This window comes from Verrucomicrobiota bacterium, assembly GCA_039192515.1.
GTDB lineage: Bacteria > Verrucomicrobiota > Verrucomicrobiia > Methylacidiphilales > JBCCWR01 > JBCCWR01.
Window position 1 is genome coordinate 38035 of record JBCCXA010000012.1, and the last position, 24455, is coordinate 62489.

General features: G+C 40.1%; 21 protein-coding genes. 11 read left to right on the forward strand and 10 right to left on the reverse strand.

Annotated features, from left to right (window positions below):
* The first annotated feature begins 64 nt into the window (after nt 1–64).
* Nucleotides 65–391: a thioredoxin gene (trxA, locus tag AAGA18_07085; GenBank protein ID MEM9445101.1), complete on the forward strand. Its 327-nt coding sequence runs from the start codon at nt 65–67 to the stop codon at nt 389–391.
* Here trxA and AAGA18_07090 read toward each other — a convergent pair.
* Together AAGA18_07090 and AAGA18_07095 are read right to left on the reverse strand one after the other, a co-directional pair.
* Entirely contained in the window at nt 377–1420 is a 1044-nt protein-coding gene (locus AAGA18_07090) for a phosphotransferase (GenBank protein ID MEM9445102.1), read from the reverse strand. The two genes, trxA and AAGA18_07090, sit on opposite strands and share 15 nt — an antisense overlap.
* Nucleotides 1407–2138: a sugar phosphate nucleotidyltransferase gene (locus tag AAGA18_07095; protein ID MEM9445103.1), complete on the reverse strand. Its 732-nt coding sequence runs from the start codon at nt 2136–2138 to the stop codon at nt 1407–1409. Before AAGA18_07095 ends, AAGA18_07090 begins: the two co-directional genes overlap by 14 nt.
* 21 nt (nt 2139–2159) lie before the next feature.
* On the opposite strand from AAGA18_07095, the gene AAGA18_07100 reads away from it, so the two are divergent.
* From AAGA18_07100 to AAGA18_07115, 4 genes are all read left to right on the forward strand, one after another.
* A complete protein-coding gene (locus AAGA18_07100) occupies nt 2160–2996 on the forward strand; it encodes a hypothetical protein (GenBank protein ID MEM9445104.1) in 837 nt (278 codons plus the stop codon).
* Nucleotides 2997–3260: 264 nt separating this feature from the next.
* The gene (gene trkA, locus AAGA18_07105) at nt 3261–4619 is read left to right on the forward strand and encodes a Trk system potassium transporter TrkA (protein ID MEM9445105.1); all 1359 of its coding nucleotides are present in this window, start codon (nt 3261–3263) and stop codon (nt 4617–4619) included.
* Nucleotides 4616–6097: a TrkH family potassium uptake protein gene (locus tag AAGA18_07110; GenBank protein MEM9445106.1), complete on the forward strand. Its 1482-nt coding sequence runs from the start codon at nt 4616–4618 to the stop codon at nt 6095–6097. Before trkA ends, AAGA18_07110 begins: the two co-directional genes overlap by 4 nt.
* 230 nt (nt 6098–6327) lie before the next feature.
* The gene (locus AAGA18_07115) at nt 6328–8454 is read left to right on the forward strand and encodes an adenylate/guanylate cyclase domain-containing protein (GenBank protein ID MEM9445107.1); all 2127 of its coding nucleotides are present in this window, start codon (nt 6328–6330) and stop codon (nt 8452–8454) included.
* A gap of 23 nt (nt 8455–8477) precedes the next feature.
* Here AAGA18_07115 and AAGA18_07120 read toward each other — a convergent pair whose 3' ends face one another.
* The gene (locus AAGA18_07120; GenBank protein MEM9445108.1) at nt 8478–8966 is read right to left on the reverse strand and encodes a MarR family winged helix-turn-helix transcriptional regulator; all 489 of its coding nucleotides are present in this window, start codon (nt 8964–8966) and stop codon (nt 8478–8480) included.
* 715 nt (nt 8967–9681) lie between these two features.
* Here AAGA18_07120 and hrpB point away from each other — a divergent pair.
* Nucleotides 9682–12258 (forward strand): ATP-dependent helicase HrpB, encoded by a 2577-nt coding sequence (hrpB, locus tag AAGA18_07125; protein ID MEM9445109.1) that lies wholly within the window; start codon nt 9682–9684, stop codon nt 12256–12258.
* 384 nt (nt 12259–12642) lie between these two features.
* On the opposite strand, the gene AAGA18_07130 is transcribed toward hrpB, so the two are convergent.
* Nucleotides 12643–13149 carry a MerC domain-containing protein gene (locus AAGA18_07130; protein ID MEM9445110.1) on the reverse strand — a complete coding sequence of 169 codons (507 nt, stop codon included), beginning with the start codon at nt 13147–13149 and terminating at the stop codon, nt 12643–12645.
* Nucleotides 13150–13602: 453 nt separating this feature from the next.
* On the opposite strand from AAGA18_07130, the gene AAGA18_07135 reads away from it, so the two are divergent.
* Both AAGA18_07135 and xylA read left to right on the forward strand, forming a co-directional pair.
* Nucleotides 13603–14349, forward strand: a complete 747-nt coding sequence (locus tag AAGA18_07135; protein ID MEM9445111.1) for a PEP-CTERM sorting domain-containing protein — start codon at nt 13603–13605, stop codon at nt 14347–14349.
* Between the two features lie 582 nt (nt 14350–14931).
* Nucleotides 14932–16239 (forward strand): xylose isomerase, encoded by a 1308-nt coding sequence (xylA, locus tag AAGA18_07140; protein ID MEM9445112.1) that lies wholly within the window; start codon nt 14932–14934, stop codon nt 16237–16239.
* 114 nt (nt 16240–16353) lie between these two features.
* Here xylA and AAGA18_07145 read toward each other — a convergent pair whose 3' ends face one another.
* The 3 genes from AAGA18_07145 to AAGA18_07155 all read right to left on the reverse strand — a co-directional run bounded on the left by AAGA18_07145 (nt 16354) and on the right by AAGA18_07155 (nt 18775).
* Entirely contained in the window at nt 16354–18003 is a 1650-nt protein-coding gene (locus tag AAGA18_07145; GenBank protein MEM9445113.1) for a tetratricopeptide repeat protein, read from the reverse strand.
* A gap of 63 nt (nt 18004–18066) precedes the next feature.
* Nucleotides 18067–18480 (reverse strand): hypothetical protein, encoded by a 414-nt coding sequence (locus AAGA18_07150; protein ID MEM9445114.1) that lies wholly within the window; start codon nt 18478–18480, stop codon nt 18067–18069.
* Between the two features lie 43 nt (nt 18481–18523).
* Nucleotides 18524–18775, reverse strand: a complete 252-nt coding sequence (locus tag AAGA18_07155; protein ID MEM9445115.1) for a glutaredoxin family protein — start codon at nt 18773–18775, stop codon at nt 18524–18526.
* 96 nt (nt 18776–18871) lie between these two features.
* On the opposite strand from AAGA18_07155, the gene AAGA18_07160 reads away from it, so the two are divergent.
* Both AAGA18_07160 and AAGA18_07165 read left to right on the forward strand, forming a co-directional pair.
* A complete protein-coding gene (locus AAGA18_07160; protein MEM9445116.1) occupies nt 18872–20065 on the forward strand; it encodes a KamA family radical SAM protein in 1194 nt (397 codons plus the stop codon).
* A 3-nt stretch (nt 20066–20068) separates the two neighbouring features.
* Complete coding sequence (locus AAGA18_07165; protein ID MEM9445117.1) at nt 20069–21220, forward strand: class I SAM-dependent rRNA methyltransferase; 1152 nt, start codon at nt 20069–20071, stop codon at nt 21218–21220.
* Here AAGA18_07165 and folP read toward each other — a convergent pair.
* Nucleotides 21217–22077, reverse strand: coding sequence for a dihydropteroate synthase (gene folP / locus AAGA18_07170; protein MEM9445118.1), 861 nt, complete (start codon nt 22075–22077; stop codon nt 21217–21219). The genes AAGA18_07165 and folP overlap by 4 nt on opposite strands.
* Nucleotides 22078–22177: 100 nt before the next feature.
* On the opposite strand from folP, the gene AAGA18_07175 reads away from it, so the two are divergent.
* Nucleotides 22178–23011 (forward strand): DUF5320 domain-containing protein, encoded by an 834-nt coding sequence (locus AAGA18_07175; protein MEM9445119.1) that lies wholly within the window; start codon nt 22178–22180, stop codon nt 23009–23011.
* A 12-nt stretch (nt 23012–23023) separates the two neighbouring features.
* Here AAGA18_07175 and AAGA18_07180 read toward each other — a convergent pair whose 3' ends face one another.
* Entirely contained in the window at nt 23024–23518 is a 495-nt protein-coding gene (locus AAGA18_07180) for a transcriptional repressor (GenBank protein MEM9445120.1), read from the reverse strand.
* Between the two features lie 13 nt (nt 23519–23531).
* Nucleotides 23532–24431 carry a LysR family transcriptional regulator gene (locus tag AAGA18_07185; GenBank protein ID MEM9445121.1) on the reverse strand — a complete coding sequence of 300 codons (900 nt, stop codon included), beginning with the start codon at nt 24429–24431 and terminating at the stop codon, nt 23532–23534.
* Nucleotides 24432–24455: the final 24 nt, after the last annotated feature.

Here is a 24455-nt window from a genome sequence, read left to right on the forward strand (position 1 = left end):
CTGCTTGATAGAAATTTGGGATTTCCGAGTTGCTTTTTTTAGAAGCTGATTCAGGTTATTGATTATGGCAAGTGATAATGTAGTCGAATTAAGTTCTGATTCTTTTCAGGAAAAGGTTTTAAATAATGATGGAACTGTCTTGGTTGATTTTTGGGCAGAGTGGTGCGGTCCATGTAAGATGATAGCACCTTTATTGGACGAAGTGGCTGATGCTAACGTTGGCAAGGTAACTATCACAAAGGTAGATGTAGATAAAAATAAGGAGTTAGCCTCTCAATATGATGTGCGTGCAATACCAACCATGCTAATTTTTGAAGGAGGCGAGTTAAAGGATAAGCTGGTGGGTATGACTTCAAAAGCTAATCTGGAAGAAAAGCTAGGTCTTTCTTAGATTTTTCCTCCTTTGTGATTCTAATTCAAGTAGTTTTGTAGATAGCTTTTGCAGGTGCTGCAAGTTTCCACTGTAATAGGTGCAGTCCAGTAGGTTAATAAGACCTTGCTTAATATAAGATAAATACTCAGCTTTATGCTTTTTAAGTCCTAAGAATCCGTAAGCACCCAAAGCTTGCATGAGGCGTTGAGCAGATGCTTCATAAAAACTTAGAAGAAAATTTTCCCAAGTTGGAATGGATGTTATTGGATCATGTCTAAGTTGATCATAATAATATTCGAGTAGATCGATTCTCTCTTTGTGTTTGAAGTCAACATAAGGATCATAAAGTAATGAGCCTAGGTCGTAGTAGGCAGAACCACCTCTAATGCCTTGGAAATCTATGAGGTAGGTCGAGTCATCACTGAGCATGATATTCTGCGATTGAAAGTCTCGATGAATGAGGCAGGTAGGTGTTTGCATTAGCCTTTCCTCTAACCTGCCTAATTCTTCTCCAAGTTTCATAGCCTCGTGTTCATTGAGTTCTATTTCGAAATATGCGTTGATGAGGTTTTCTAAAAAGTAATGGTGCTCCCATTCATACAAGCCAACATTGAAACTAGGTAAGGTAATTAAATCCGTTTTTCGCGCGAGCGGTAGCCCCTTGTGATGAAGAATATTCACTTGCTTTAGTGCTTTACGGTAAAACTCACGACGTATTATCCAGTCTTCATCTCGAATGGAGTAGAGATCACTCTGTCCAACATCCTCCATCCAGATAATTTTATTCCTCTCATCATGTTCAAAGATAAGCGGGACTTGAATATTTAGCTTTTTAAGAAAACGGGCAATATCTGCGTAGAGACTATTTTCTTTTTTTTGGTCATTGTACAGAAGGACTATAAATGAGGGGTGTGATCGCGTATGAAACCTGTAAAAGAAACGATCAGAGCCTCCTTGAACAATAGGGGTAACTGTAAACTGTGCGTCAGGACTCAAGCCTAAGGCTCTACGAGTACTCTCAAAAAGTTCATTTTTATTTGGAATCATGAGGAGCCTGTTTTTCGTATGCTTTTTGAATGCGGTTAAACTCGTCGTGAGTACCTATGTCGGACCAATGGCCCTCATCAATGAGTAAGGAGTTAATACTTTCTTTTTTGCGTAGCATGTCAAGGAATGTTGAGATAACTGAGATTTTAGTATTGGGTGGGATTCGATTTAAGAATGATGTTTGGACCACATAAATAGAGGCAAATAAGCAATCTCGGGCAGACGGGCGTTTAAGTTCATGACGGATATCAACAATCTGTCCATTTTCATCAGTATTGACATGGAGTGGTCCATTCTTAGATCTTAGAGCAAGCGTGACCTCTGAAGATTTCATGAAATGGTGATGCAAAAGCTTTTCAATAGGGAGGTTGGTCATAATATCTCCATTATAGACTATTAAATTCTCATCTTCTTGAACGAGGTCTATAATATTACGAACACCTCCACCTGTATCTAAAATCTCGGGATGCTCATGGCGGAAAATAAGAGGGATACCTTTCCACTCTCTTTCCGGAAAAGTTTGATCATAGATATGATGTAGATGATGTGTATTGATAATTATTCGTTGAATGCCTGTTTGAATAAGGTGGTCAAAAACATAAGTAATGATGGGACGTCCACCAATTCTAAGGAGTGGTTTCGGACATTGATTGGTTAGAGGTTTGAGGCGCGTTCCAAATCCTGCACCCAGGATAAAGGCTGTCGTGACTTTTTTCACTGGATGGAGATAATGGGGGAGATGAATTCATTTTTAAAGCTCTCTTTGTATCTAGTCCACATTGTCTTTTTAGCAGATTTCATAGCATCCTATGCATATGGAGCTCCTACAAAATCCAAGATATCACTTGATGATGAAGATGCCATGCGTATTGGAAAAATGATATGGAAGAACGAATGCGGAGGAACGATCTCTGGTCTAACCATGTGGAATCCAGGGGAAGAATTCCCTTCGTTAGGTATAGGACATTTTATTTGGTATCCAGTGGGTTATGAAGGCCCATTTGATGAAAGCTTTCCTAAACTCATAGCTTTTATGAAAGAAGAGGGGGTAGAAGTGCCTCAATGGCTTGTTGATCAAGTCGAGAAAAAAGGTGGTTCTCCGTGGTTGAGTCGAGATGCCTTTGAAAAGTCGAAAGATGGTAGTGAAATGACTCAACTGAGGCTTTTTCTTAAAGAAACGATACCTGTCCAAGCGCGCTATACGGCAAGAAGATCTGAACAAGCTCTAGGCAAGATAACAAAAGGGCTATCTCCTCAGAGGACTCGCAGGGTCCGTGATCAATTTTACCGTGTAGCAGGTCATCCACATGGTATTTATGCGCTTGTTGATTATGTGAACTTTAAGGGTGAAGGAATTAGAGAATCCGAACGATATGCAGGGAAGGGCTGGGGACTGCTACAAGTCTTAGAGGAGATGAAAGGGGAAGAGGAAGGTCTTGCTGCCTTGGATGCTTTTGCTGATGCGGCTATTTTTGTTCTAAACAGAAGAATCCAAAACTCGGATCCCAAGCGGGGAGAAAAAAGGTGGAAGTTAGGCTGGGAAAACCGTTGCAATAGCTACCGGGTTAGCAAATAACTTCTAGAAGTATTACTTTTCAATATTATTTAAAACTCTAAGTTAAAAGCGAATGGTGTCATGGAAGTTGAACGAGAGGCGTAAAAACTTCAGCTACAAGAAAAAGGGAGTCGACGAAAATGTATCAATAAGGTGATCCCTTAGGGAGACTCTATGTTTCCTGGAGAGAAGATTTTTAGGCCTCAATGACATCATTTAAATTAAAATAAGTTTATTCCGGCAATTCATGAAAAAAGTAGAAAGTATTTTTGCTATTTCAAGCTAATGAAAATCATTATTTCTGGATTAGGTGAAGTCGGCTTTCATTTAGGAGAACTCCTCATTGCACGAGGCCATGAACTTGTGATGATCGATTCAGATGAAGAAACTGCCAGTCGACTAGAGGATCAACTAGATGGAGTTGTGATTACTGGTTCAGCATCCTCTGTGGAAGTGTTGCGTAAAGCGGGGGTTAAAAATTGTGATTTCTTTTTGGCTCTGACTTCTCAAGATGAAATTAATCTTGTTGCTAGTTCATTAGCTAAAAAGCTTGGAGCCAAAAATGTTATTGCTCGGTGCCATTCTAACTTGCAACGAGAGCATAAAAGTTTTTCCTATGGGAAACACTTTGGAATTGACTACTTTGTAAGTCCGGAAAGGTTGGTTGCTGCGAGGTTAGCAAAGGAGATCCGTACACCAATTACTCCCGTATTAGACCAATTTGCTCGAGGTGCGATAGAAGTACTTCAAGTTCATGTTGATGAAAAATCTCCTGCCGCAGGCAAAGCTTTGATGGATATTTCTTTCCCCCCTCGTATGCGAGTTGGGCTTTTGCGTCGTGATCCTGAAATTGTGATTCCTCGCGCTTCTACGATATTGGAAGTTGGGGATGAGATCATACTGATTGGAGCTCCGCAAGCCCTTAAACAGGCTGCAGAATATGTAGAACATAATAATAAGAAAAAGCGCATTAGGATAGCTATTTACGGAGCAGATGATGTAGGTATTGGATTATTAGAATATTTTAATCCTGTCGAGTCGGATATAAAGCTTATCGAGCCAAGCGAGGATAAATGCAAGACGGTATGCGAGTTATTTCCTTGGGTAAAAGTGGTTCAAGGTCATGCGACTCGTTCACGTTTAATGCGAGAGGAAAACTTAGTAGAAGCAGATGTATTTGTAGCTGCTACACGAGATGATGAAGATAATGTGGTCTCATGTCTGCAAGCAGCAAAGTTAGGTGTGAAACCTATTTTATTGACTATACATCGCCCAGATTACGCGGGAATCTTTTTAGATTTTGGAGATTTTCTGGGAGTTACTACAACGGTCAGCCCAAGAGTTGTAGCCGGTGAGGAACTATTACCTTATGTAACGACTGAGCCATATGTGCAGCTTTGGAGTATGAAAAATAAAGCTGAGATCATTCAACTGAAACTTGATAGAGAGGAGTCTGAGCTTTTCGGTAAACGAATCAGTGACTTGGCATGGCCGGCAGGTGCTTTATTGTTGGGGATCGAGCGAGCAGATGGCACCATTGTTCCAACAGCTTCAGATACTATCCAGAGAAACGATTCATTGCTTGTCATTAATATGGTCTCCGAACGAATTAAAGTGTTGAATCTCTTTGAGTCTGCCATGTGAATCTTAGATTTGTTTCATTAATTTTAGGAGGAGTGCTAATCATTGAAAGCATGATGATGGTAGTCTGTTGCCTCTTCTCATGGTTTTGGGAACGGGAAACAAGCCCTGAGTCTTTTCCAGCATGGATAGCGAGTGTCTTGATCATTTTATTGTTTGCTATTTTTTTTGCACTTGTAGGGCGTAATGCAGATCGAGAGAATATTTTCCGACGAGAAGCACTGGCTGTTGTGGGCTTGAGCTGGCTATTGTGCGGTGTCTTTGGAGCCATTCCATTTATTTTAGGGCCGACACATATGCCATGGTGGGATGCATTTTTTGAGTCTTTCTCAGGCTTTACCACAACAGGTTCTACTGTTGTTCAACATTTGGAAAAACTACCGGAGTCTTATCTATTATGGCGAAGTCTCATGCAATGGATGGGTGGTATGGGAGTAGTGGTGCTATTTGTGGCGCTATTAGGTTTTTTAGGAGTAGGCGGCAAAGCATTATTCCAAGGTGAGACTAGTGGACTTGCAGAAGGTGATTTAAAACCTAGGATTCAATCTCTAAGCCTCAGCTATCTGATTATTTACCTTTCTTTAACTGGAGTCGCGGCATTGGGTTTACTCATTTTTGGGATGTCCTTCTTCGATGCTGTTAATCATGCAATGACTGCTATTGCCACCGGGGGCTTTAGTCCCAAGGACACTAGCATTGCTTATTATGAAAGCGTTTTTATACAACTATGGTTAGTTGTCATTATGTTAGCTGGGGGAGTGGCATTCCCAATTCATTATAAAATACTTGTTCTTAAACAGATTGGAGTATTGAGGCGTAATGAAGAGACTCGTATCTATTTTATGGTCATAGGAGTAGCTATCATTTTGGTGACTTCGGACTTGCTGGTAACTAGACACTACCAATGGTCTCAATTTGGTAATGCTTTGATGGACTCTATTTTTTCGGTTGTTTCTGTAGGCACAACGACAGGTTATGTTACGGCAGATTTTGCTAGTTGGCCACCTTTTGCTCAGGTAGTCCTGCTATTATTAATGGTGATGGGAGGTTGTGCTGGTTCAACTTCTGGCGGTGTGAAAGCTGCACGCATGATTGTTTTTACTAAAGAAATTTTTCATCAGCTGCGCTTAGTTTACAGGCCGCGTTTGATACAACGCATTAGGCTAAATGGCAGAATACTAGAAGATTCATTGGTTTCTGCGGTGACTTTTTACTTTGCATTGTATCTCATGATTTTTATATCTGGGATTGTCATTTTAGCATTACTTGAGCCAAAGTTAGAAATTGATTCGACAGTATCGGCGGTTTTCGCCTGCTTAAATAATATCGGTCCCGGCCTTGACCAAATTGGTCCAACTGAAAATTTTTCTTTTTTTAATCCAGCTAGTAAAATGTGGCTCTCACTTTTGATGTTGTTAGGAAGGTTAGAACTGTATGCAGTCTTGCTCCTCTTTGTTCCGGGGTTTTGGAAAAAGTATTAATTTGATTTAACCTGGATTGTATAGATAGGGATTAAGGGAAATGTGTAAAAGCTTGAGCCATAAGGAAAGAGAGTTGGCGAAGATTTTTTAAGAAGGGATACTTAGAGTGAACTCTACGTATCTTTGTACACGATCTTACACAGATCTTTATGTCTTTATTGGATGATGTGGTTTAACTCTCTTAATTCGATTGATTAACAGTCGAAGGGTATACAGAGTGAGTTTTGCATATGCTTTTGAATTTTAAGAAAAGAAGAGGTATCAGCTTAGCAATCATCTGCATGGTATGCCTGGCTCCTGTTTTCTTGGTTGTTACTATTGAGTTAATAGGTCTGGGCAAATTTCCTCCTTTTATCCAAAGAGCTCATAGCTATGTCAATAACACTTTTTACCTAGGAGAATTAAATATCCGAGACAATTTAGCATGGCATGGCAAAAAAGCTCCTATTGATGATGATCTTGTTTATTTAGCAGTAGATAATGCATCCATCGTTCTTGACCACTTATGGGAGGAAGATTTCGAAGCCTCTGAAGCATTACGTTTAATGAAATCTGGTTGGCCTTATCCACGCTCGGTTTATGCCTATATACTAGATCGGTTATTTGATGCAGGCGCTAAAGTTGTGATCTTGGATTTTTTATTTTTAACACCCACTGAAAATGATTTTATTCTTAAGGCAAGCTTAGATAAATATAGAGATAAAGTTGTAGTTGGAGCAAACTATAGCAATGCAACACTTCCTAATGGTAATGTTGTGATCAAATTAGATATTCCCTACGAAACAATTATTACTCAAAAAGATCCCTTAGATAAGCGCATAGCCTATGTAAATTTTCCTAATGACGAAGATGATATTATAAGAAATCTTGATTTCTATAAAGCTAACAATACCACATCTATTACTGCGCGAGCTTTAGAAATTCTCGGGGAAGATCAATATATTCATGGGATTGAGAAGCGGCAAATCATACGCTTTGGAGAAAAGGCAGGAGCAGGCTATTTACCTCATTCAGTAGCTAATATATTTGTAGATTCTTATTGGGAGAATAACTATCAGAATGGAGATTTTTTTAAAAATAAAATTATCTTATTGGGGCCTTATGGTAATTGGTCGCAGGATTATCATATGACTCCAGTGGGTAATATGCCAGGGCCTGAGCTACACCTTAATGCTTTAGCAGCCGCTAGGCACGCTCATTTTATATCAGAGACTCCTATTTGGATGCAGTGTATCATAGTTCTCCTAAGCGCATTGCTTGCTTGGATCTTATCCATTTCTATGAGGCAACCTCTTTTCAGGGCTGTTCTAATTCTGTTAACGAATGGATTATTTCTTGGCTTATTGTTCTATCTTTATAATGCATATAGTTTCTATCTTATCGCATTTGCTCCTTTGTTCGTCTTCAATTCAGGAAGCATATTCAGCTTGGCTCTTGAATATGCTTTTGATTGGATGGAAAAAAATCGGGTAAGATCTATGTTAGATACATATGTCTCAAAAAATGTGGTCAAGCAAATTCTCGATAGCCCCGATGCTTATATGGAATCTTTAGGAGGGGTTCGTAAGCCAGTAACTGTTTTTTTCTCAGATGTTCGCGGCTTCACAACCATGACAGAGGCTGTATCTGACTCCCAACAATTTGTCACACAGCTCAATGAGTACTTCACGGCGATGGTTGATTGCGTATTTGATCATAATGGGACCTTGGATAAATTTATTGGTGACGCCATTATGGCTGTCTGGGGTAACACCACAAGTGAAGGTATAGAGCTAGATGCTAAAAATGGAGTGAAAGCATCACTGGCTATGTTAAACGAGCTAGATCGTCTTAATGCAGATTGGCAAAGACGGGGAATGATTCCATTTAAGATTGGTATGGGGCTTAATTACGGTGAGGTCATAGTCGGCAATATGGGGTCTTTGAAGAAGAAAGAGTTTACTGTCATCGGCGATGCAGTGAATTTAGCATCCCGCTTGGAGGGTGTCACAAAGACATACGGGATTGAGTTTTGCATGGGAGAGAGTATTGCAGAGTTAGTGAAGGATGAATTTATTATACAGACGGTTGATCTTATCAAAGTCAAAGGTAAGACAAAGCCCGTGGAAGTATTCACGGTGCATAGTGAAAAAGTTAATATTGATCAAGAAGCCTACACGTGGTTAGAGCATTTTGAGAAAGGAATAATTCTTTATAGAAATAAGAGCTTTGTTAAGGCTGAAGAGAGTTTCAATCTAGCATACAGCCTAAACCCTGAAGATAGTCTGTGCAGTTTATATGTTAAGAGAAGCCAAGACTGTCAGTTCTCACCACCACCTGAAGAATGGGATGGGGTCTATGAAATGAAAACTAAATAATATAAAACTTACCAGGACTACTACTAACGATGATCTTTTATGCTCTCTAATAACATATTGAGAGAGCCTTTGATTTGAGCCAAATCACTCTCAGTAAAAAGTGTTCTAAGTTTCTCTTGAGTTTCCTTCCAATGATTTAAAGCTTCATCTGTCTTTATCTTTCCTTTTTCACTTAATGATATAAAGCGAGTGCGCTGGTCCGATCCTGGTTGGATTTCAAGATAGTTCTCTCTTACAAGCGGTTTTAGGTTTCTGCTCAGAGCGGTGGGATCAATCCATAGTTCTTCTGCAAGTTTACCAATAGTAATGGAACCTTTTTGTGATAGTGCTAATAAAATAGTAAATTGCGTGGAACGTAATTTTGAGCGTTTTAGTGAATCATCACAAATTTGTGTAATGGCTCGGCTAGCTTTTCTTATGCCAAAGCAAATACAATCGTTTATGTCTAATGGTTCAATTTCTCCAGCGGCGATGGGAGATTCTGTCAATGTGTTATCATTAATATTACTCATAAAGTAACCCTCCTGTTTTAATATGTAGTTACATTATTGGTAAAATGTAAAAAATCTAATTAAGAGTATATACTTTGATTTATAATCAAAACAGCAGCAGTAACTTATGAAGAAAAATCTTTTTCTAGATTCAACAAAGATTTGGGTATTTTCTGATAATATCGTTGGCGAATTTTCTGTATAGATTGAGTGCCATTGTCTAATCCTAGGGCCATGTATAAGTGTCTCTCATACCGGTGAAGAATTTGTTTGGAAGGTGCTTTTTTATCTAGATATTCAATTGCTTTTGTAAACAGATCATAGAGTTCCGGTACCGGGGTTTGTTGCTCTACAAGGTGATTGATTAATTCGAAATAAACAGTTGCGGCTAAAAGATGTTGATAGCTCTTAGAGACATGTTTATTTTGATTTATTAGTTCGATGTCGATTAGTTGATGCAAATAAGGCGAGTTATCATGTGTACTGGATCTGAAAGTGAGTAAAGCTTCATAAAAGAGGTCTGTTTTAGAGTAGAGCTTTTGCTTAGATCGGCGGGCTCCCTTAGCTATTGTTGATATGATACCATGCCTTTTTGTAATCCAAGTTATAATGAGACTAGTCTCGGAATAGTTAAGGCTCTTTACAATAAATCCTTTATCTTGAAGGTCGGGCATGGCTAAGTTATCACGAACATAGAGTCGTCATGACATAAGTGCATCATATTTTATATCTTTCGATGAGTTTACCCGTAAATGCTAAAGGTCCAGAAATATTAAAGGGGCTAAAAGAGAAAAAGAGAGTCATCCTAATGGCTCCAACCGGTTCGGGAAAGTCTACACAGATTCCACAAATTTTAGTCAAAGCAGGTTATGCCAAACAAGGGAAAATTCTAGTTCTGCAACCTAGACGTCTAGCTGCTCGAATGTTGGCGCGTCGTGTTGCCGAAGAAATGGGGCTCACGCTGGGAAAGGAGGTGGGCTATCAAGTTCGCTTTGAAAATTGCACGAGAGAATGGACTTCAATCGTCTTTATGACTGAGGCGATTCTACTGCGCACAATACTTCGGAATCCGAAATTAGAAGGTATCTCGGCTATAGTCTTTGACGAGTTCCATGAGCGACATCTAGAAGGAGATGTCCTTCTAGCTTGGGCACTGTATTTACAAGTTTCAAAAGGACAAGATGTAAAAATAGTGGTCATGTCTGCAACTTTGGACTCAGACCGTTTAGAAAAGTTTCTTCAACCTGTTCAGTTGGTTCAATCAGAGACTCGCCAATATGATGTATCGATTAGGTATGAAGGTAATGCAAAAAGTGGTCGGCATACTTTGAGATCGAGAGGGCGTGAAGAGCCTATCTGGGAGCGCGCTGCTGGAGTTGTTAAAAGAGTGATTCGAGAAAAAGTAGATGGCGATATATTAATTTTCATGCCTGGAGGTATAGAAATTCGAAGAACCATTAAGTGTTTAGAAGGCTATAACTTTGGAGAGCGAGTAGTTGTCTTGCCATTGCATGGTGAATTGCCCCCTGATAAACAAGATGAGGCTTTGTTACCGCGCCAGCAGAGACGCATTATTGTATCGACAAATGTTGCAGAGACATCCTTGACCATTGAAGGGGTGACCATTGTGATTGATAGCGGGCTTGCGCGTGTCAATCGATTTGACCCGAGTCGCGGGATCAACTCATTGACCGTTGAGAAGATCAGCCAATCCTCAGCTGCCCAAAGAGCGGGTAGGGCAGGGCGTATTGCTCCGGGTAGGTGCTATCGGCTTTGGTCTAGGTTTGAGCAAGAACATCTCCCGCAAACCGAACTGCCTGAAATCATGAGGATTGATTTGGCGGAGATTCTATTAACGTTGAAAGGCTTTGGCGTGGAAGATTTTAAAAGCTTCCCATGGTTTGAAATGCCTAGCCAAAGTTTATTGGATCAGGCCTTGGTAGTATTAAAAGATTTGGGAGCTTTAGTTGGTGAGACTGAAATGCTTAGTGATGAAGGCAGGCGTATGCTTAGCTTCCCCTTGCATCCTAGATTTTCTCGTATGTTGCTTGAAGCTGAGCGTCGGAATTGTATTCAAGGAGCTTGTTTAGCTGCGGCTTTGTTGCAGGGAAGAGATATTTTCTTACGAAAGGTTGATAGAAAAGTTCAACAGAAAAGAGAATCTTTATTTGGTGAAATCAGTGATTCGGATCTCTTGTTACAAATGCATGCCTGGAATTGGACCAAGCAAAAAGGGTTTGATCGACATGATTGTGATTCCATAGGTGTCCATGGGCTTTCAGCTTTGGAAGTAGATAAAAGTTTCCAGCAGCTATTGAATCTCTCAAAAGAAATGAATTTGTTTCCCAAGAATAATCAAGCTACCAGACAAGAAAATATTTCCAGCTTGCTACAGTGCTTTCTTGTGGCCTTTTCCGATCAAGTGGCATGTAGGTTAGACGGTGGGTCTATGCGTTGTGAAATGGTTCATAGGCGCACAGGCGAAATTTCACGTAACTCTGTCGTCAGGAATAGTAAAATCGTAATAGCTGTGCGTGTAAGGGAAACGGATAGCTTTACTGCTGGAAAAGGTGTGCAAACATTTTTAGAGCAAGTAAGTCGAGTGGATGAAGTATGGCTTAGGGAACTCTTTCCAAATGATTTTGCAGAAAAGAATGAATTAGCTTTTGATAAACAAAATAGACGAATTGTAGTTCTTCAAGGTCAGATTTTTCGAGATCTTACGTTACACCTAGTTAAAAAAGATGCCCTGCCAGGTGTAGAATCTAGTGGACTTTTGGCACAAGAAATTGCAAAAGGCAATCTTGTGCTAAAGCATTGGAACTACGAGGTAGAACAATGGATTTTGAGACTCAATCAGTTGGCTCAATGGTGTCCGGAATTAGAATTACCTATGATTAACCAGGAAGATAAGAGATTATTACTTGAGCAAATATGTGAAGGAGCAATTAGCTATAAGCAAATCAAGGAAAGAGCTGTTATGCCAATAGTTCAAAAATGGCTCTCTCAACAGCAGTTGTCTGCCTTACAGCAGCACGCACCTGAACGCATCAAAATTCATGATAAGAGATCGGCTAAGGTGGAGTATCATCCCGAAAAAGCTCCTACTATTCGTGTAAAGATTCAAGATCTCTATGATGCGCCTGTCAATTACCCTATTGCTATGGATAGAGTAAAATGTTGCGTTGAGGTGCTAGCGCCGAATATGAGACCAGTTCAAATATCAGATGATCTAGAATCCTTTTGGGAAGAGGGGTATGAAAAGATCAAATTGGAATTGAGGCGTCGCTACCCCAAGCATGAATGGAGATAGGATCTAGGATTACCTTTGCTTTCTCCAAAAATTTAGCTGTTTGCAAACCCTCGTTTTAAAACCGGATTGATGTAATGGGAGTTGCACAAAATCTATAAGAGCCTGAGCCACAAGGAAAAGAGAGTCGACAAAGATGGATCCATGGCAACGTCTAAGTTTGTCTCTTAAGAATAAGCGAAGTTGAAATTATTAAAAATGTAAAGTGTCAATCCAGATGGAGTAAGGCCGTAGGTATCAAAAGAGCCTATGGGCATATTCTAAGGAAACTCTAATCGCTCAAGCTATTCAGGATGGCTAGTTGTTGTAAATGCATTGATTAGAATAGAGTGCTATCAGTGTGGAAAAGTTCCATGCCGCAACTTATCCGGTCATTTATCTTAGGATTTAGCAACAGTTCTGAGGGGTGCAGGAGACCTTACGGCATAGCCAGAAATTGCGACCATGGCCAGTCACCAAAAAGGCCCCCCCCAGGGTATTGATTAAAGCGTGTAAGGAAATAGCATTATCTTTGAAAATGGTCTCTGCCGACATTTGATTTGCTGGCCCTGAACAAACGTGGCAACTAGCGCATGCTGATGTAAACCCTGTTACTTCCCTCGTAAGCGCGGTGATGAGTAAACAGATGCCAATTGTAGCAAATGCGATCACCCATCTATCCTTGTGTTTTCTGCAGCCCATGAAAATAGCTAAACTAGTAGTTGGAATGACCAAAAAGAGCATCCATAAATGAAATTGCTCGTGCACCCAGAAAGTCGAAGCTACGATCGGTAATATTACTAGTATAACTGGTGTAATCAGACAGTGCACAGCACAAATAAGTGACATAGTGATCGCTGCTCGGTCAAGCCAGCTATGGTGCTCACTAAAAGTTCTAAAAAAATTCGAGTCCATGTTCTTATTGATAATCATTTATTAATAAAACCAGTGTTTCGTCAACACTATACTAGGCCATTTTCACTGAGATTTGATCTAGTGAAGCGACCTTGTATCTGGTTAATTTCAACTAAGCCACTGATATCCCCTGTTTCTTAGGTGATGGCGAAATGGGTTTTCTATAGAACAACAAAAAATCTCGATGAAACTGTTTTACTAGTTTTCGAACTCACTTCGCTCTTTCATAGCGACTCTTCTATGCTCAAGCGGATATAAAATGCAGCTTTTTTTTTAAATATTTAATTTGCATTCTAATCCAAGATCAGTAACTTGAGAGGTGTTCTACATAAAAGGTAGGAATAAGTTTGTTTAATGGGTGATTGTGTAAATTGTAGCCTTTTGAAGGATATAATTTGAAGTATTTGGGAACTAAAAAACTAAAACTCAAACCATATATATTTGAAAACTATTATGAATCAGAGCACTTTACTAAACAAGATATATCTTTTAATAGCCGTATATTTAACTCATGCTTCTTATACCAGTGCAGCAGTGATCCTTGATTTCACCAGCCGAGGGCTGAATCTTAGTACCTCAGATGTTACTGTTGATGTCACAAACAATAGCGTGTCTGCTACTGGCACAAAAGACCCTTTCTTATCAGGCGGATTTTCATCTATCTTAGCATCCGGGACGTTTGATCTTAAGATCTCAGCTTTGAGCTCGGAAGGCGGAATCAATAATTTTAATCCAGTAGATTGGAGCGGTATTAATGATATCTCTACTTCATTGATTGCCACAAACGCTAGAGGTTGGGGAGTTAAGGATTCTGAACTGGGTGGTGTGTCCAGGATAGATCAAGGTGAGGCGATCTTTTTCGAATTTGATTTTAGTGGATTAACACTAGGTGCAAATGATCTGGTTGTGTTGAGCGGGCTAAGCGGTGGTGAAAATTATGCGATTCATAAACAAATAAGTCCGACTTTGGGTTTAGAAATTGCCTCTGTTACTGAAGAAGGTTCAGTAATTTTGGATGAAGTAGTCCAAGATGGTGATCTTTTTGCGTTGAGTTCTACAGGTAATCGCAGAAAATTTCTTGAAACATTGACTATAGATATCGTAACGATACCTGAGCCCTCTACATACACACTGATCATTCTGGGTGTTGGGGCATTAGTTATATTAAGATATCGCTTGGCCTCGCGTGGCCGCAACTAATCATTCAAGTTATAATCGCCTCTCCTGCTCGTGTCTAAGGAATTCTTGGGTGTGGACTTATGATTATGTATCACTTTTCAGCATCACTATATGACGGAATCCTATTTATGAAAGAGGATTTGGCACGCTAACTAAGACTAGACGAGGAATATTGGGAGAGCTTTCATCACTAGTTTTGGCTGTCTCGTTTGCTTGAATGGTTAGCCCTTCCTTCTAGAGAATTTTTGAAGTATACCTAAATATCGGTGTCATGTCATACCCTGGTTCAACCGGGGGATCCAAGTATTCATAGACTTTTCGCCGAATTGATCTCCTGATATCAAGCATTGATTCAAGTACCATCTGGCTACACATAGATCTCCAGTGGCTTTCTAGGCAGTAAAAAGAAAGGTGGGATGAGGCACAATTGTCTATTAATTAGAAAACGCTCTAGATGGATATGAAAGCATCTATTCGTTTAATTTAAGTATTGTAAAAATCAAAGTGTCTTGAATATACAAGAAAATAACCCAAATGTAGACTTTAAGTGACTAAAAAGGTAGTTAGACTATTGGATCTAACACTTAACATTGATAAATAAATATGGAATATTTTAAAGACGTACCTGTAATACCTTACGAAGGATCTGATTCAAAAAATCCCTTAGCTTTCAAGCATTATAACGCAGATGAGGTCATTGATGGCAAAAGCATGTCCGAGCACCTTCGCTTTGCGGCGCCTTATTGGCATGTGATGCGTAATCCTTTGGCAGACCCATTTGGCCAAGGAACAGCGTTAATGCCCTGGGATGATCAGTCTGATTCTTTAGAAAATGCACTTACTCGAGTGGATGTTTTCTTCGAATTTCTTGAGAAAATTGGAATAGATTATTATTGCTGGCACGACCGCGATATTGCGCCAGAGATGAATGATCTTGGAAAATCTAATGAACTCTTAGACGCAGTTGTAGCAAAGCTCAAAGAAAAACAAAAAGAGACTGGTAAGAAACTACTTTGGGGAACTGCCTGTTTGTTTGCCCATCCACGCTACGCTCAAGGAGCTGCGACTTCTCCAAACTTCGATGTTTATGCATACGCTGCAGCTCAAGTGAAGAAAGCCATTGAAGCAACTAAAGAGTTAAACGGCTTAGGATACACTTTTTGGGGAGGCCGTGAAGGTTATGGATCTTTGATTAACACCAACATGAAGCGAGAATTAGATCACCTTGGAGCCTTCCTACATATGGCGGTAGATCACGCCAAGAAGATAGGATTCACAGCACCTTTTTACATAGAGCCTAAGCCTAAAGAACCCAGCACTCACCAATATGATAGTGATTCTGCAGCATGCCTCAATTTCTTACGTGAGTATGGGCTCATGGATTATTTCAAACTCAATATTGAAACGAACCATGCGGAGCTGGCGGGCCACACTGTAGAGCACGATCTAACTGTTGCTGCTAATGCTGGGATGCTTGGTAGTATCGATGCGAATAGGGGAGATCAATTAATTGGTTGGGACACGGATCAATTTCCTACCAATATTTACCAAACTACTCAAGTCATGTTAATAGTTCTAGAAATGGGTGGTTTTGTCACAGGTGGTCTTAATTTTGACGCGAAAAGACGCAGAGAATCTCATGAACCGGTGGACTTATTCCATGCTCATATTGGAGGAATGGATGCTTTTGCTCGAGGTCTTAAGATTGCATCAGCTATTCGAGCTGATGGGCGTCTAGGGAAATTTATCAAAGAACGCTATGCGTCCTTTGATACTGCAGCTGGCACGATGATTGAAGAAGGTAAAAGTAGTTTCGAAGAGCTAGAGAAATATGCCCTACAGAGTGGAGAGCCTACAATAGCCTCCGGACGCCAGGAAATGCTCGAGAATCTTATAAACGAATTCATTTAATGGGAATTATCGTAGAAGTTGAAGGAGATGCGTAGATCTTTAAGTCCCTACTGCATCGTTCGGGCCTTGTCTTTTGTATAAAGATATGAGATGTAGGATCGACTTTTCCTATGCTTATTGCTGGCTTTGGCACCAATTTTTCCACATTTCGCTATAGACTTTGCTTATTTCTCTGGTAAAAAGCTGGCCATCTATTAGAGGAGAGTTCTGAACTTCTTGGCGTAACTCTTGACGAGTCTTTTGAAGTATTTGTTTATCCTTAGCTAATTTTAAGGCAATACGAATGTACTCTTGATAGCTATCAGCAATCCACTCAGTTCTCTCAAGATAATTGTAAATACTAACTCCATGGCGTTCCCCGCCATTTTTCCCCGAGATGGTAATGACGGGAACTCCCATCCAAAGTGCTTCTACACTAGAGAAAAAACCTGTATAGGGAAATGGGTCAAGGGCAATATCAACGTGATGATGTAATAGCAAAAAGTTTTCTCGATCACACAGCGGAGCGGGCTGGATACGATCCGGAGATATGCTGTATTTTAGAAATCTTCTATGGAGAGCTTCTGTAACATCCTCTCCTTCAGCTACAAGCAAGAGGAGCTTACTATCAGGAAGGGCGTTAAGAATAAGGCTCCAAGTTTTAACTGCGAGCTCAGAGACTTTGACATAATTATTTAAGCATCCAAAGGTAATATGTCCATTCTCTAGAAAAGGAGCTGCTGCTACTGGTGGGCTATTTTCGGGTGGATTATACAGTATGCCTGGGCTATCTAGTCGGATAATTTTTTCCGAGTGATAATCATCAGTAAGCCCTGGTGGATCTAAATAAAAATCTGAAATTCTATAATCCATAGCACTTAAACCCGTAGTATTAGGAAATCCTGTTTGAGTGACTTGTATAGGGGCAGGCCTCTGGGCAAAAGCCATCAATCGATTACCATTCATATGTCCAACCATGTCAACAAGGATATCTATTTTTTCTTGGTGTATTTTCTCTGCTAGTGCATCGTTGGTCAAATCAAAGACATCATACCATTTGTCTACAAGCGATCGTATTTCTTCGCTGTGCTGGTCTTTTGAATTATGATTATAGTAGCAAGTAATTTGAAACCTATTACGGTCATAATGTTTAAAGAATGGTTGTATGATGTGACCTACAACATGATTTCGGAGGTCTGGTGAGACAAATGCTAGTCTGATTTGTTTTTCGGTATTAAGTGAGTTTAAGTATTTGTCATAAACTACACAATCTTGTGTATGTAGCTTGTTCCAGTTTTTGTATTCGGCAAAGAGTTTCTCATTTGTATAAGCAGGATCCATGTTCATATAAAAGAGAAGATTACTATGAACTTTATGAGATGTGGGGTTAACTTGTATAGCTTCCCTGGAATTCTCAATTGCTTTGTTTAGTTGTCCTAATCGAGCAAGAATAGATGCGGTCTCGAGATATGTTTCCAAGAATTTTGGTTGTAGCTGCTTTGCTTTTATAAATACAGAAAGAGCTCTTTTGTATTGTCCGAGTCTGCAGTAGGTTTTGCCTAAGTTGTAATAGAGCTCGAAGTAATTTGGATAAGATGAGATATGCTTTTGATAGTGATTTATAACAGCTTGGTAGTCGTTGCTATTATAGAGCTGCGAGCCTAGCTTGAGGATACTTGATATGTTCTTGCCATCTTGGTTTATAGCTTTTTGATAAAACCTAATGGCCTCAAGTGTTTTTCCCTCTTGAGCGAATTGGTCTCCGAGTTTTTCATACTTGGTCACCTCGATAACAGAGGAAAGTGATTTTTAGGACCAAGAGTTTTAGTAAATTTCCAAAAAAGGTAACTAGCCATGGTGTGGTTGAGGAGCAGACATTTTAACGATCTTCAAAGTAAATCTTAATTTAAGATCATTCTCTAGGCAGATTTCTACCGGATAGTCACCCTCTTTGCGAAATTCCATACCCCCAAAAACATTTACATTGGTTGCGTGGTTTTCGGTGTTTTTAAGACGAAAGGGAGCTTCAGCTGAGGCAATTTCATGCTCTTCATCGATATCTAAAATGCGAGTTTTTTGCAAGAACTCTCCACGACCCGAGCACCATCTAGTAAATACACATAACTTAATGACTCTAATAGGCAATTTGGGGGCAGCAATTATATTGATGACCCCGACGAGAGTGTTGCCTCCGTTGGCTTCCATTCTTACATCTTCACAGATGAGTGCAGCTTGGAGATCTGGGCTAATGTGTTCTGTCAAAATAGTGGGATTCTCCGAGTATTTGGGAGGTAAAACGATTCCATTAATTCTCCGATTTATCTTTGAGAAATTCTATAAGTTCCTCAACGCCAAAGTCAGCGAGAACTTGCCCATCCCAATCCATAGTGGGAGCCTTTGTTTGTCCTGAGAGCTGACGCATTTCGCTAAAAGCCTCTTCGTCGCCAGTTACCACTACTTTGTCGTATTTAATTTTATTTTCATCAAGATAATTTATGACTTGTTCACACCAGGGGCATCCAGTTTTCACATACAGTGTTGGTATGATATGGCTCATGACTCTATCTATATTCCACAAAGATGAAGAATTTTCAAGTATTTGACAACCAAAGCATTACGATTAGTATTTTGGAGTAATTAGAGAGGTAACTCGTTGGCGAGAAAAGAGTTTTTATTTTCATATCCTGGATATTGGGAGGGACTTGACCCGAAAAAGTGGAGTGATTGGAGGTGGCAGCTTCGCAACAGTGTTAAGTCATTAGAGGATCTGGAAGCCAGAATTAAACTGACTCCACAGGAACGCGCAGGCGTGAGGCTATCTAGATCAAAATTGGCTATGACAATTACACCCCAATTCTTTAATCTCGTTGATCCTCATGATCCTAATTGCCCAATTAGGCGCCAGGTAATCCCTCGTATCGAGGAGACTCATGAGCATAGAGAAGAATTAAGTGACCCATGTGGTGAGGACAACCATATGCCGGTGCCCGGTTTGGTTCATAGATACCCTGATCGTGTCCTTTTCCTAGTTACTGATCGTTGTGCATCTTACTGTCGTTATTGCACGAGGAGTCGTGTTGTTAGTGGTGCTGGAGACCAAGATTTAGAGACTGATTTTGAGGAAGCTTATAATTATCTAGAACAACATGATGAAATCAGGGATGTATTGCTTTCTGGTGGAGACCCTCTTCTTTTCAGTGACACTAAATTAGAAAAAATTCTCCAAAGGCTTCGCGCTATAGAACATATAGAGTTTATTAGAATAGGAAGTAGGATTCCCATTTTTCTACCGCAAAGGATTACACCAGAGTTGTGTGCTATGCTAAAGCGTAATGGTCCTATATGGATCAGTATTCATAGCAACCATCCTAAAGAACTGACAGCAGAAGTTAAGGAGGGACTGGAGCGTTTGAGCGACTCAGGTGTACCTCTTGGGAATCAAGCGGTTCTACTGCGAGGCGTTAATGATGATGTTGAAATTCTAAAAGAGCTACTACACAAGCTCTTACTATGCAGAGTGAGACCATATTACTTGTATCAATGTGATTTGATCAAGGGTTCAGCTCATTTGCGAACTAGTATTGCAGAGGGTCTTGAAATAATGGATGAATTACGCGGCCATACAACAGGTTATGCGATTCCTCAATATGTCTTGGATGGTCCAGGTGGCGGTGGGAAGATACCCCTTAACCCTGATTATATTGTAGCAAAAGATGAAGACAGGGTCTTATTGAGAAATTTCAAAGGTGATATCTATGAATACCCCGAGCCTAAAGGTAAAGTGTTGGGCCATGCAAAATCCTATCTGCCTAACCACAACAGAGCTCTTAAGTGTGATTGTACTTAGGTAGTGCCATCTTTAAAAATCAAGCCTAATAGGCATTCACGAGTGCTAAAAGGACATCCTTGGGTATATGCCAGTGAAGTACAAAAGTCTTTGTCCACACAGTATGATGGCCAGGTTGTGGAGTGTCGAGATGCGAAAGGTCGCTTTTTAGGAAGTGGCATTTACAATAGCAGCTCTCAGATTATTTGGCGTCGCCTGTCCTACCAGAAAGTTAAATTGGATGAGCAATTTATCAGGCAACGTATTCAGCAAGCTATCATTTGGCGAGAAGACTTACATGATATTAGAAGACTCATTTGGTCAGAAAGTGATGGCTTGCCGGGAGTAGTTGCTGATCAATATGGTAAGGTATTAGTGGTTCAAATACTAACTTTAGCCATGGAGAAGAAAAGAGACCTTCTTGTAAAGGTTTTTTCTGAAGAACTTAAGCTTGATTGTATTCTTTTGCGTAATGATGCGCCTATTCGTAAGCACGAAGGACTAGATTCTTACAGAGAAGTCGCTTACGGTAAGATGCCCACTCCTTTTTGGCTTAAAATTAATGATATTGACTATTGGTTGGATTTTGAAGAAGGACAAAAAACGGGTTTTTATCTTGATCAACGTGTTCAGCATCAGCGAATAGGTAAGCTAGCGAAAGGTTGTAATGTCTTGGATGCTTTTTGTAATCAAGGCAGCTTTGCTTTGTCTTGTGCAAACAACGGGGCGAAAAAGGTAACTGCGGTCGATATTTCTCAAGTTACATTGGGATTAGCTGAGAAGAATGCCCAACATCAAGGCCTGGACATTACTTTTATTCAAGACAACGTTTTTGATTTTTTTCAAAAGAAAAAAGATGCTTTTTGGGATCTTATTATTTTAGATCCTCCCTCTTTTACCAAAAATAAAGCGCGTCTTAACGATGCTTTGAGAGGCTATAAAGAGCTAAACTTGAGAGCATTGCAGAGCTTGAAAACTAATGGAATCCTAGCTACCTATAGCTGCTCTTTTCATGTCGATATCCAGACATTTCAAGAGGTTGTTTTGAAAGCATCCGTGGATGCGAAGCGTGAAGTGAAGCTTTTAGAATATGCTCATCAGCCATCAGATCATCCTGTGCTCATAGGGATGCCAGAGAGTGAATATCTCAAGGGGATGATTTTGCAGGTTAGTTAGCCATGGAATGATATAAGCCTAAGTGCATCCCACATTTTGATGAGATGTTTGTATTCAGCAATTTCATGGACTCTCCAAATTTGTGGGCCCTGTTTATGTTCTAGTAAGTAAGCATGAGCCGCTAGGCTACCAGCTAGCCTGTTTTCAACTGATGTTTGTAAGACTTTACCTATAAATGATTTCCTTGATAGTCCCCAAAGCATAGGTCTCTTTAGTTGCCTCCAGCAATCTTGCCGTCGCAGAAGCTCTAGGTTGTGTGAGACCGTTTTTCCAAAGCCTATTCCAACATCGAATACAAGTCGCTCAGGATCGATAGTAAGGGAGATCAATTCCTTTTGACGTGATGAAAGGAATTCTAATATTTGACTCGGCACATTCTGGTAGTGTGGGTCATGCTGCATTTTTTGTGGCTTATCTAAGGCATGCATACAAATGTAACCAGCTTGTGTCGAAGCCAATAGTTCCGTCATGGCAGGATCCCATCTTGCAGCGCTGATATCATTGATAATAGATGCTCCGGCATCAATGGCAGAGGAGGCAACAGTAGCTTTAGTGGTGTCGATGGAGATTGGAGTCTTGGGGTGTTTTTGGTGAATTTTTTGTATAATGACTTGAGTGCGTTTAATCTCCTCCTGTGTGCTGACAGGTTTTGCTCCTGGACGTGTGGACTCTCCTCCTACATCTACGAGGTCTGCTCCTTCGTCAATCATTCGGCTCACGTGGTCTAGTGCTAATTGAGCAGTAGGATAGGAGTTACCATCTGAAAATGAGTCTGGCGTCATATTTAGAATACCCATGAGGAGCGGCTGAGAGGATTGCGTAAATTTGAAAGAACCGTTAAGATGTCGCCAATTCATTTGGTGTGAAACTTCTGAGAAATATTTGAGTTTAAGTGTATTATGCTACTAAATAGTAATATTACCATTTAGATAAGCTAATAAAAAGGGGTTCTAAAATATGAATAAAGTTATACTTAGTTCAAGCTACTTGCTAGTGGCAATTGCTGCTAGTGCTATCACCTATACATTTTTAGAAAGTGAGGGTGATACTCTAGACCATAATCTTGAATCAGGTTCTTCCTCAGTCTCGAATCGTGCTTCTGACAATGCCCATAATTGGCTCAAAGAGAAAGAGGTTCTGGAAGAACAAATAATTAAACTCAAAAAGGAGTTAGAAATAGAGAAGCAGCTAGCAGAATCATTTGATATTGATGAAGGTGAAGTTTTAGTCAATTACGGTACGGTTAAAGATATTGGGCGTTCTTATGCATTAGCTTCTATCAGAAGGAATGAGATTCGTGAAGAGATTATGGCGTTAGTGGGTGATAATGGATGGCGTGATCTAGACGATGATATAAGGCAACAAATTCGAAAGAAAATAATGGGTTATCAAGAAGAATTTTCAGATTTAGCAGGAATAAGCAATCAATTGAATGACTGGCAAAACAGCCCAGGGGATGCTACGGAATTTCAGGCATCTTACTATGCGGAATATCTTGGCCTGAACGAAGTAAGAGCATTAGAATTACAGACTCTTTTAGGAAGTAGCTATCAAAAAGTTGCTAATCAAGGCCTAGTATTTGACGATGAAGCGAGCGACGAGGCAATCGAAGTCATCGAGAGCAATACCAGGGAGCGGCTGTTTTCAATGTTAACACCTGAAGAAGGGGAAAAGTTATCATCAATCATTGGAGATGATACTGGGGTATTAGAGTTACAAAATACGTCTATGTTTGGAAGAAGTTGGCTGAGAGGTTTAATGAGATGGAGAAGTAGTAGCAATCGGGAGTAAATTCAATCGAGATTACGACTCAATACTCTCAGTCTTTCTCCCATCCCTTCTTGGGCAATTACCTTTCGAAGCCAAGGCTTCGCACTTGCCTTCAATGCGCAGTGTAACGGCTTCGGCTCGAAACCCCATGTTTTTTGAAATAACACTTTCCCGAACATCAAGGCAGTAATCTTCGAACTCTATGATTTTCCCGCAATCTTGGCAGATAATGTGGTTGTGGTTGGGGTGCTGAGCGTAATTCGGATCGTAGTGCATCATATCCTTACCAATGTCAAGTTCTCTCAAGAAACCCGTTTTTACTAAAACAGGTAATGTTCGATAAACAGTGGCACGTGATATGGAAGTGTCGAGCTCACGAGCTCGTTCCAAAAGTTCTTCAGCTGTGTAATGCTCAGTGGTATGAAAAGCTGCCTTAACAATGGCTTTACGCTGATTGGTCATCCTTAGTCCATTATTATTCATGGACTGAAGAACTTGTTCGACTATCTCCTCTTTTGTAACCCTCATAAATAGAGTGTAATTACTTGATACCGTTGCTGTCTATAGGTTCTTTTAATGTTTTGAGAAACCTTTTAAGAGCTGGTGATAAAACACGACCACTCTTGTAGATCATACCCAACGGCCTATGGTAAGGTTTTCCAGAAAATTCTAGCACATTCAAACTACCTAAGGATACTTCTTGTTCTACTGTGGCCCGCGGTACAATTGAGATACCTGCATCAATTTCTACAGCTCTCTTAACAGTTTCAATATTGTCAAATTCCATAACAGGCTTTGGCTCCATACCCGAATCATGGAAGATTTTGTCTATAGCTCTTCGGGTGGGAATATCTGGGTCAAATCCGATCAATTTGTAAGAAGCGAGGTCATCGATAGTCACTTCTTTTTTGTCTGCTAGTGCATGCGACTTGGCACAGATTACAACTAAACGATCTTTCTTAAAATTATCACACTTAATGTTTTTTTTATGAGTAGGGAAGGCCACTAAGCCCAAATCACAAGTGCCAAATTGGACTTCTTCATAGACTTGATTGGAACGGCGGTATTCAACATGAACATTAACGTTGGGAAACTCTTTGAGAAAACGCTTTATGTAGGGGGGTAATTCGTGCAACCCTATGGAATAGACAGTAGCTAAGCGAATATTTCCGGAAACAATATTACGCATCTCATTTAGCTGATGTTGCAGAGATTCATATTGAGAAATGATGTCCCTAGATGTTTGGTAGAGCAGCTCTCCTTCGCGAGTCAGTGCAAATCGTTTGCTACTGCGTTCTATAAACGGTACATGAAATCTTTCCTCAATAGCTCTTACTTGTTGGCTTACAGCGGATTGCGTGATATCATTGAGCTGAGCGGCTTTACTAAAGCTTTGGGATTCTACAAGGTCTCTAAAAACTCTGAATGATTCAATCTGCATAATAACACAATAAGCGTTACTAAT

Excerpts from the sequence above, each read along its gene's own strand:
- trxA (MEM9445101.1), top strand. The coding sequence starts at position 65 with ATGGCAAGTGATAATGTAGTCGAATTAAGTTCTGATTCTTTTCAGGAA.
- AAGA18_07090 (MEM9445102.1), bottom strand. The coding sequence starts at position 1,420 with ATGATTCCAAATAAAAATGAACTTTTTGAGAGTACTCGTAGAGCCTTA.
- AAGA18_07100 (MEM9445104.1), top strand. The coding sequence starts at position 2,160 with ATGAATTCATTTTTAAAGCTCTCTTTGTATCTAGTCCACATTGTCTTT.
- trkA (MEM9445105.1), top strand. The coding sequence starts at position 3,261 with ATGAAAATCATTATTTCTGGATTAGGTGAAGTCGGCTTTCATTTAGGA.
- AAGA18_07115 (MEM9445107.1), top strand. The coding sequence starts at position 6,328 with ATGCTTTTGAATTTTAAGAAAAGAAGAGGTATCAGCTTAGCAATCATC.
- AAGA18_07120 (MEM9445108.1), bottom strand. The coding sequence starts at position 8,966 with ATGAGTAATATTAATGATAACACATTGACAGAATCTCCCATCGCCGCT.
- hrpB (MEM9445109.1), top strand. The coding sequence starts at position 9,682 with ATGAGTTTACCCGTAAATGCTAAAGGTCCAGAAATATTAAAGGGGCTA.
- AAGA18_07130 (MEM9445110.1), bottom strand. The coding sequence starts at position 13,149 with ATGGACTCGAATTTTTTTAGAACTTTTAGTGAGCACCATAGCTGGCTT.
- AAGA18_07135 (MEM9445111.1), top strand. The coding sequence starts at position 13,603 with ATGAATCAGAGCACTTTACTAAACAAGATATATCTTTTAATAGCCGTA.
- xylA (MEM9445112.1), top strand. The coding sequence starts at position 14,932 with ATGGAATATTTTAAAGACGTACCTGTAATACCTTACGAAGGATCTGAT.
- AAGA18_07155 (MEM9445115.1), bottom strand. The coding sequence starts at position 18,775 with ATGAGCCATATCATACCAACACTGTATGTGAAAACTGGATGCCCCTGG.
- folP (MEM9445118.1), bottom strand. The coding sequence starts at position 22,077 with ATGAATTGGCGACATCTTAACGGTTCTTTCAAATTTACGCAATCCTCT.
- AAGA18_07175 (MEM9445119.1), top strand. The coding sequence starts at position 22,178 with ATGAATAAAGTTATACTTAGTTCAAGCTACTTGCTAGTGGCAATTGCT.
- AAGA18_07180 (MEM9445120.1), bottom strand. The coding sequence starts at position 23,518 with ATGAGGGTTACAAAAGAGGAGATAGTCGAACAAGTTCTTCAGTCCATG.
- AAGA18_07185 (MEM9445121.1), bottom strand. The coding sequence starts at position 24,431 with ATGCAGATTGAATCATTCAGAGTTTTTAGAGACCTTGTAGAATCCCAA.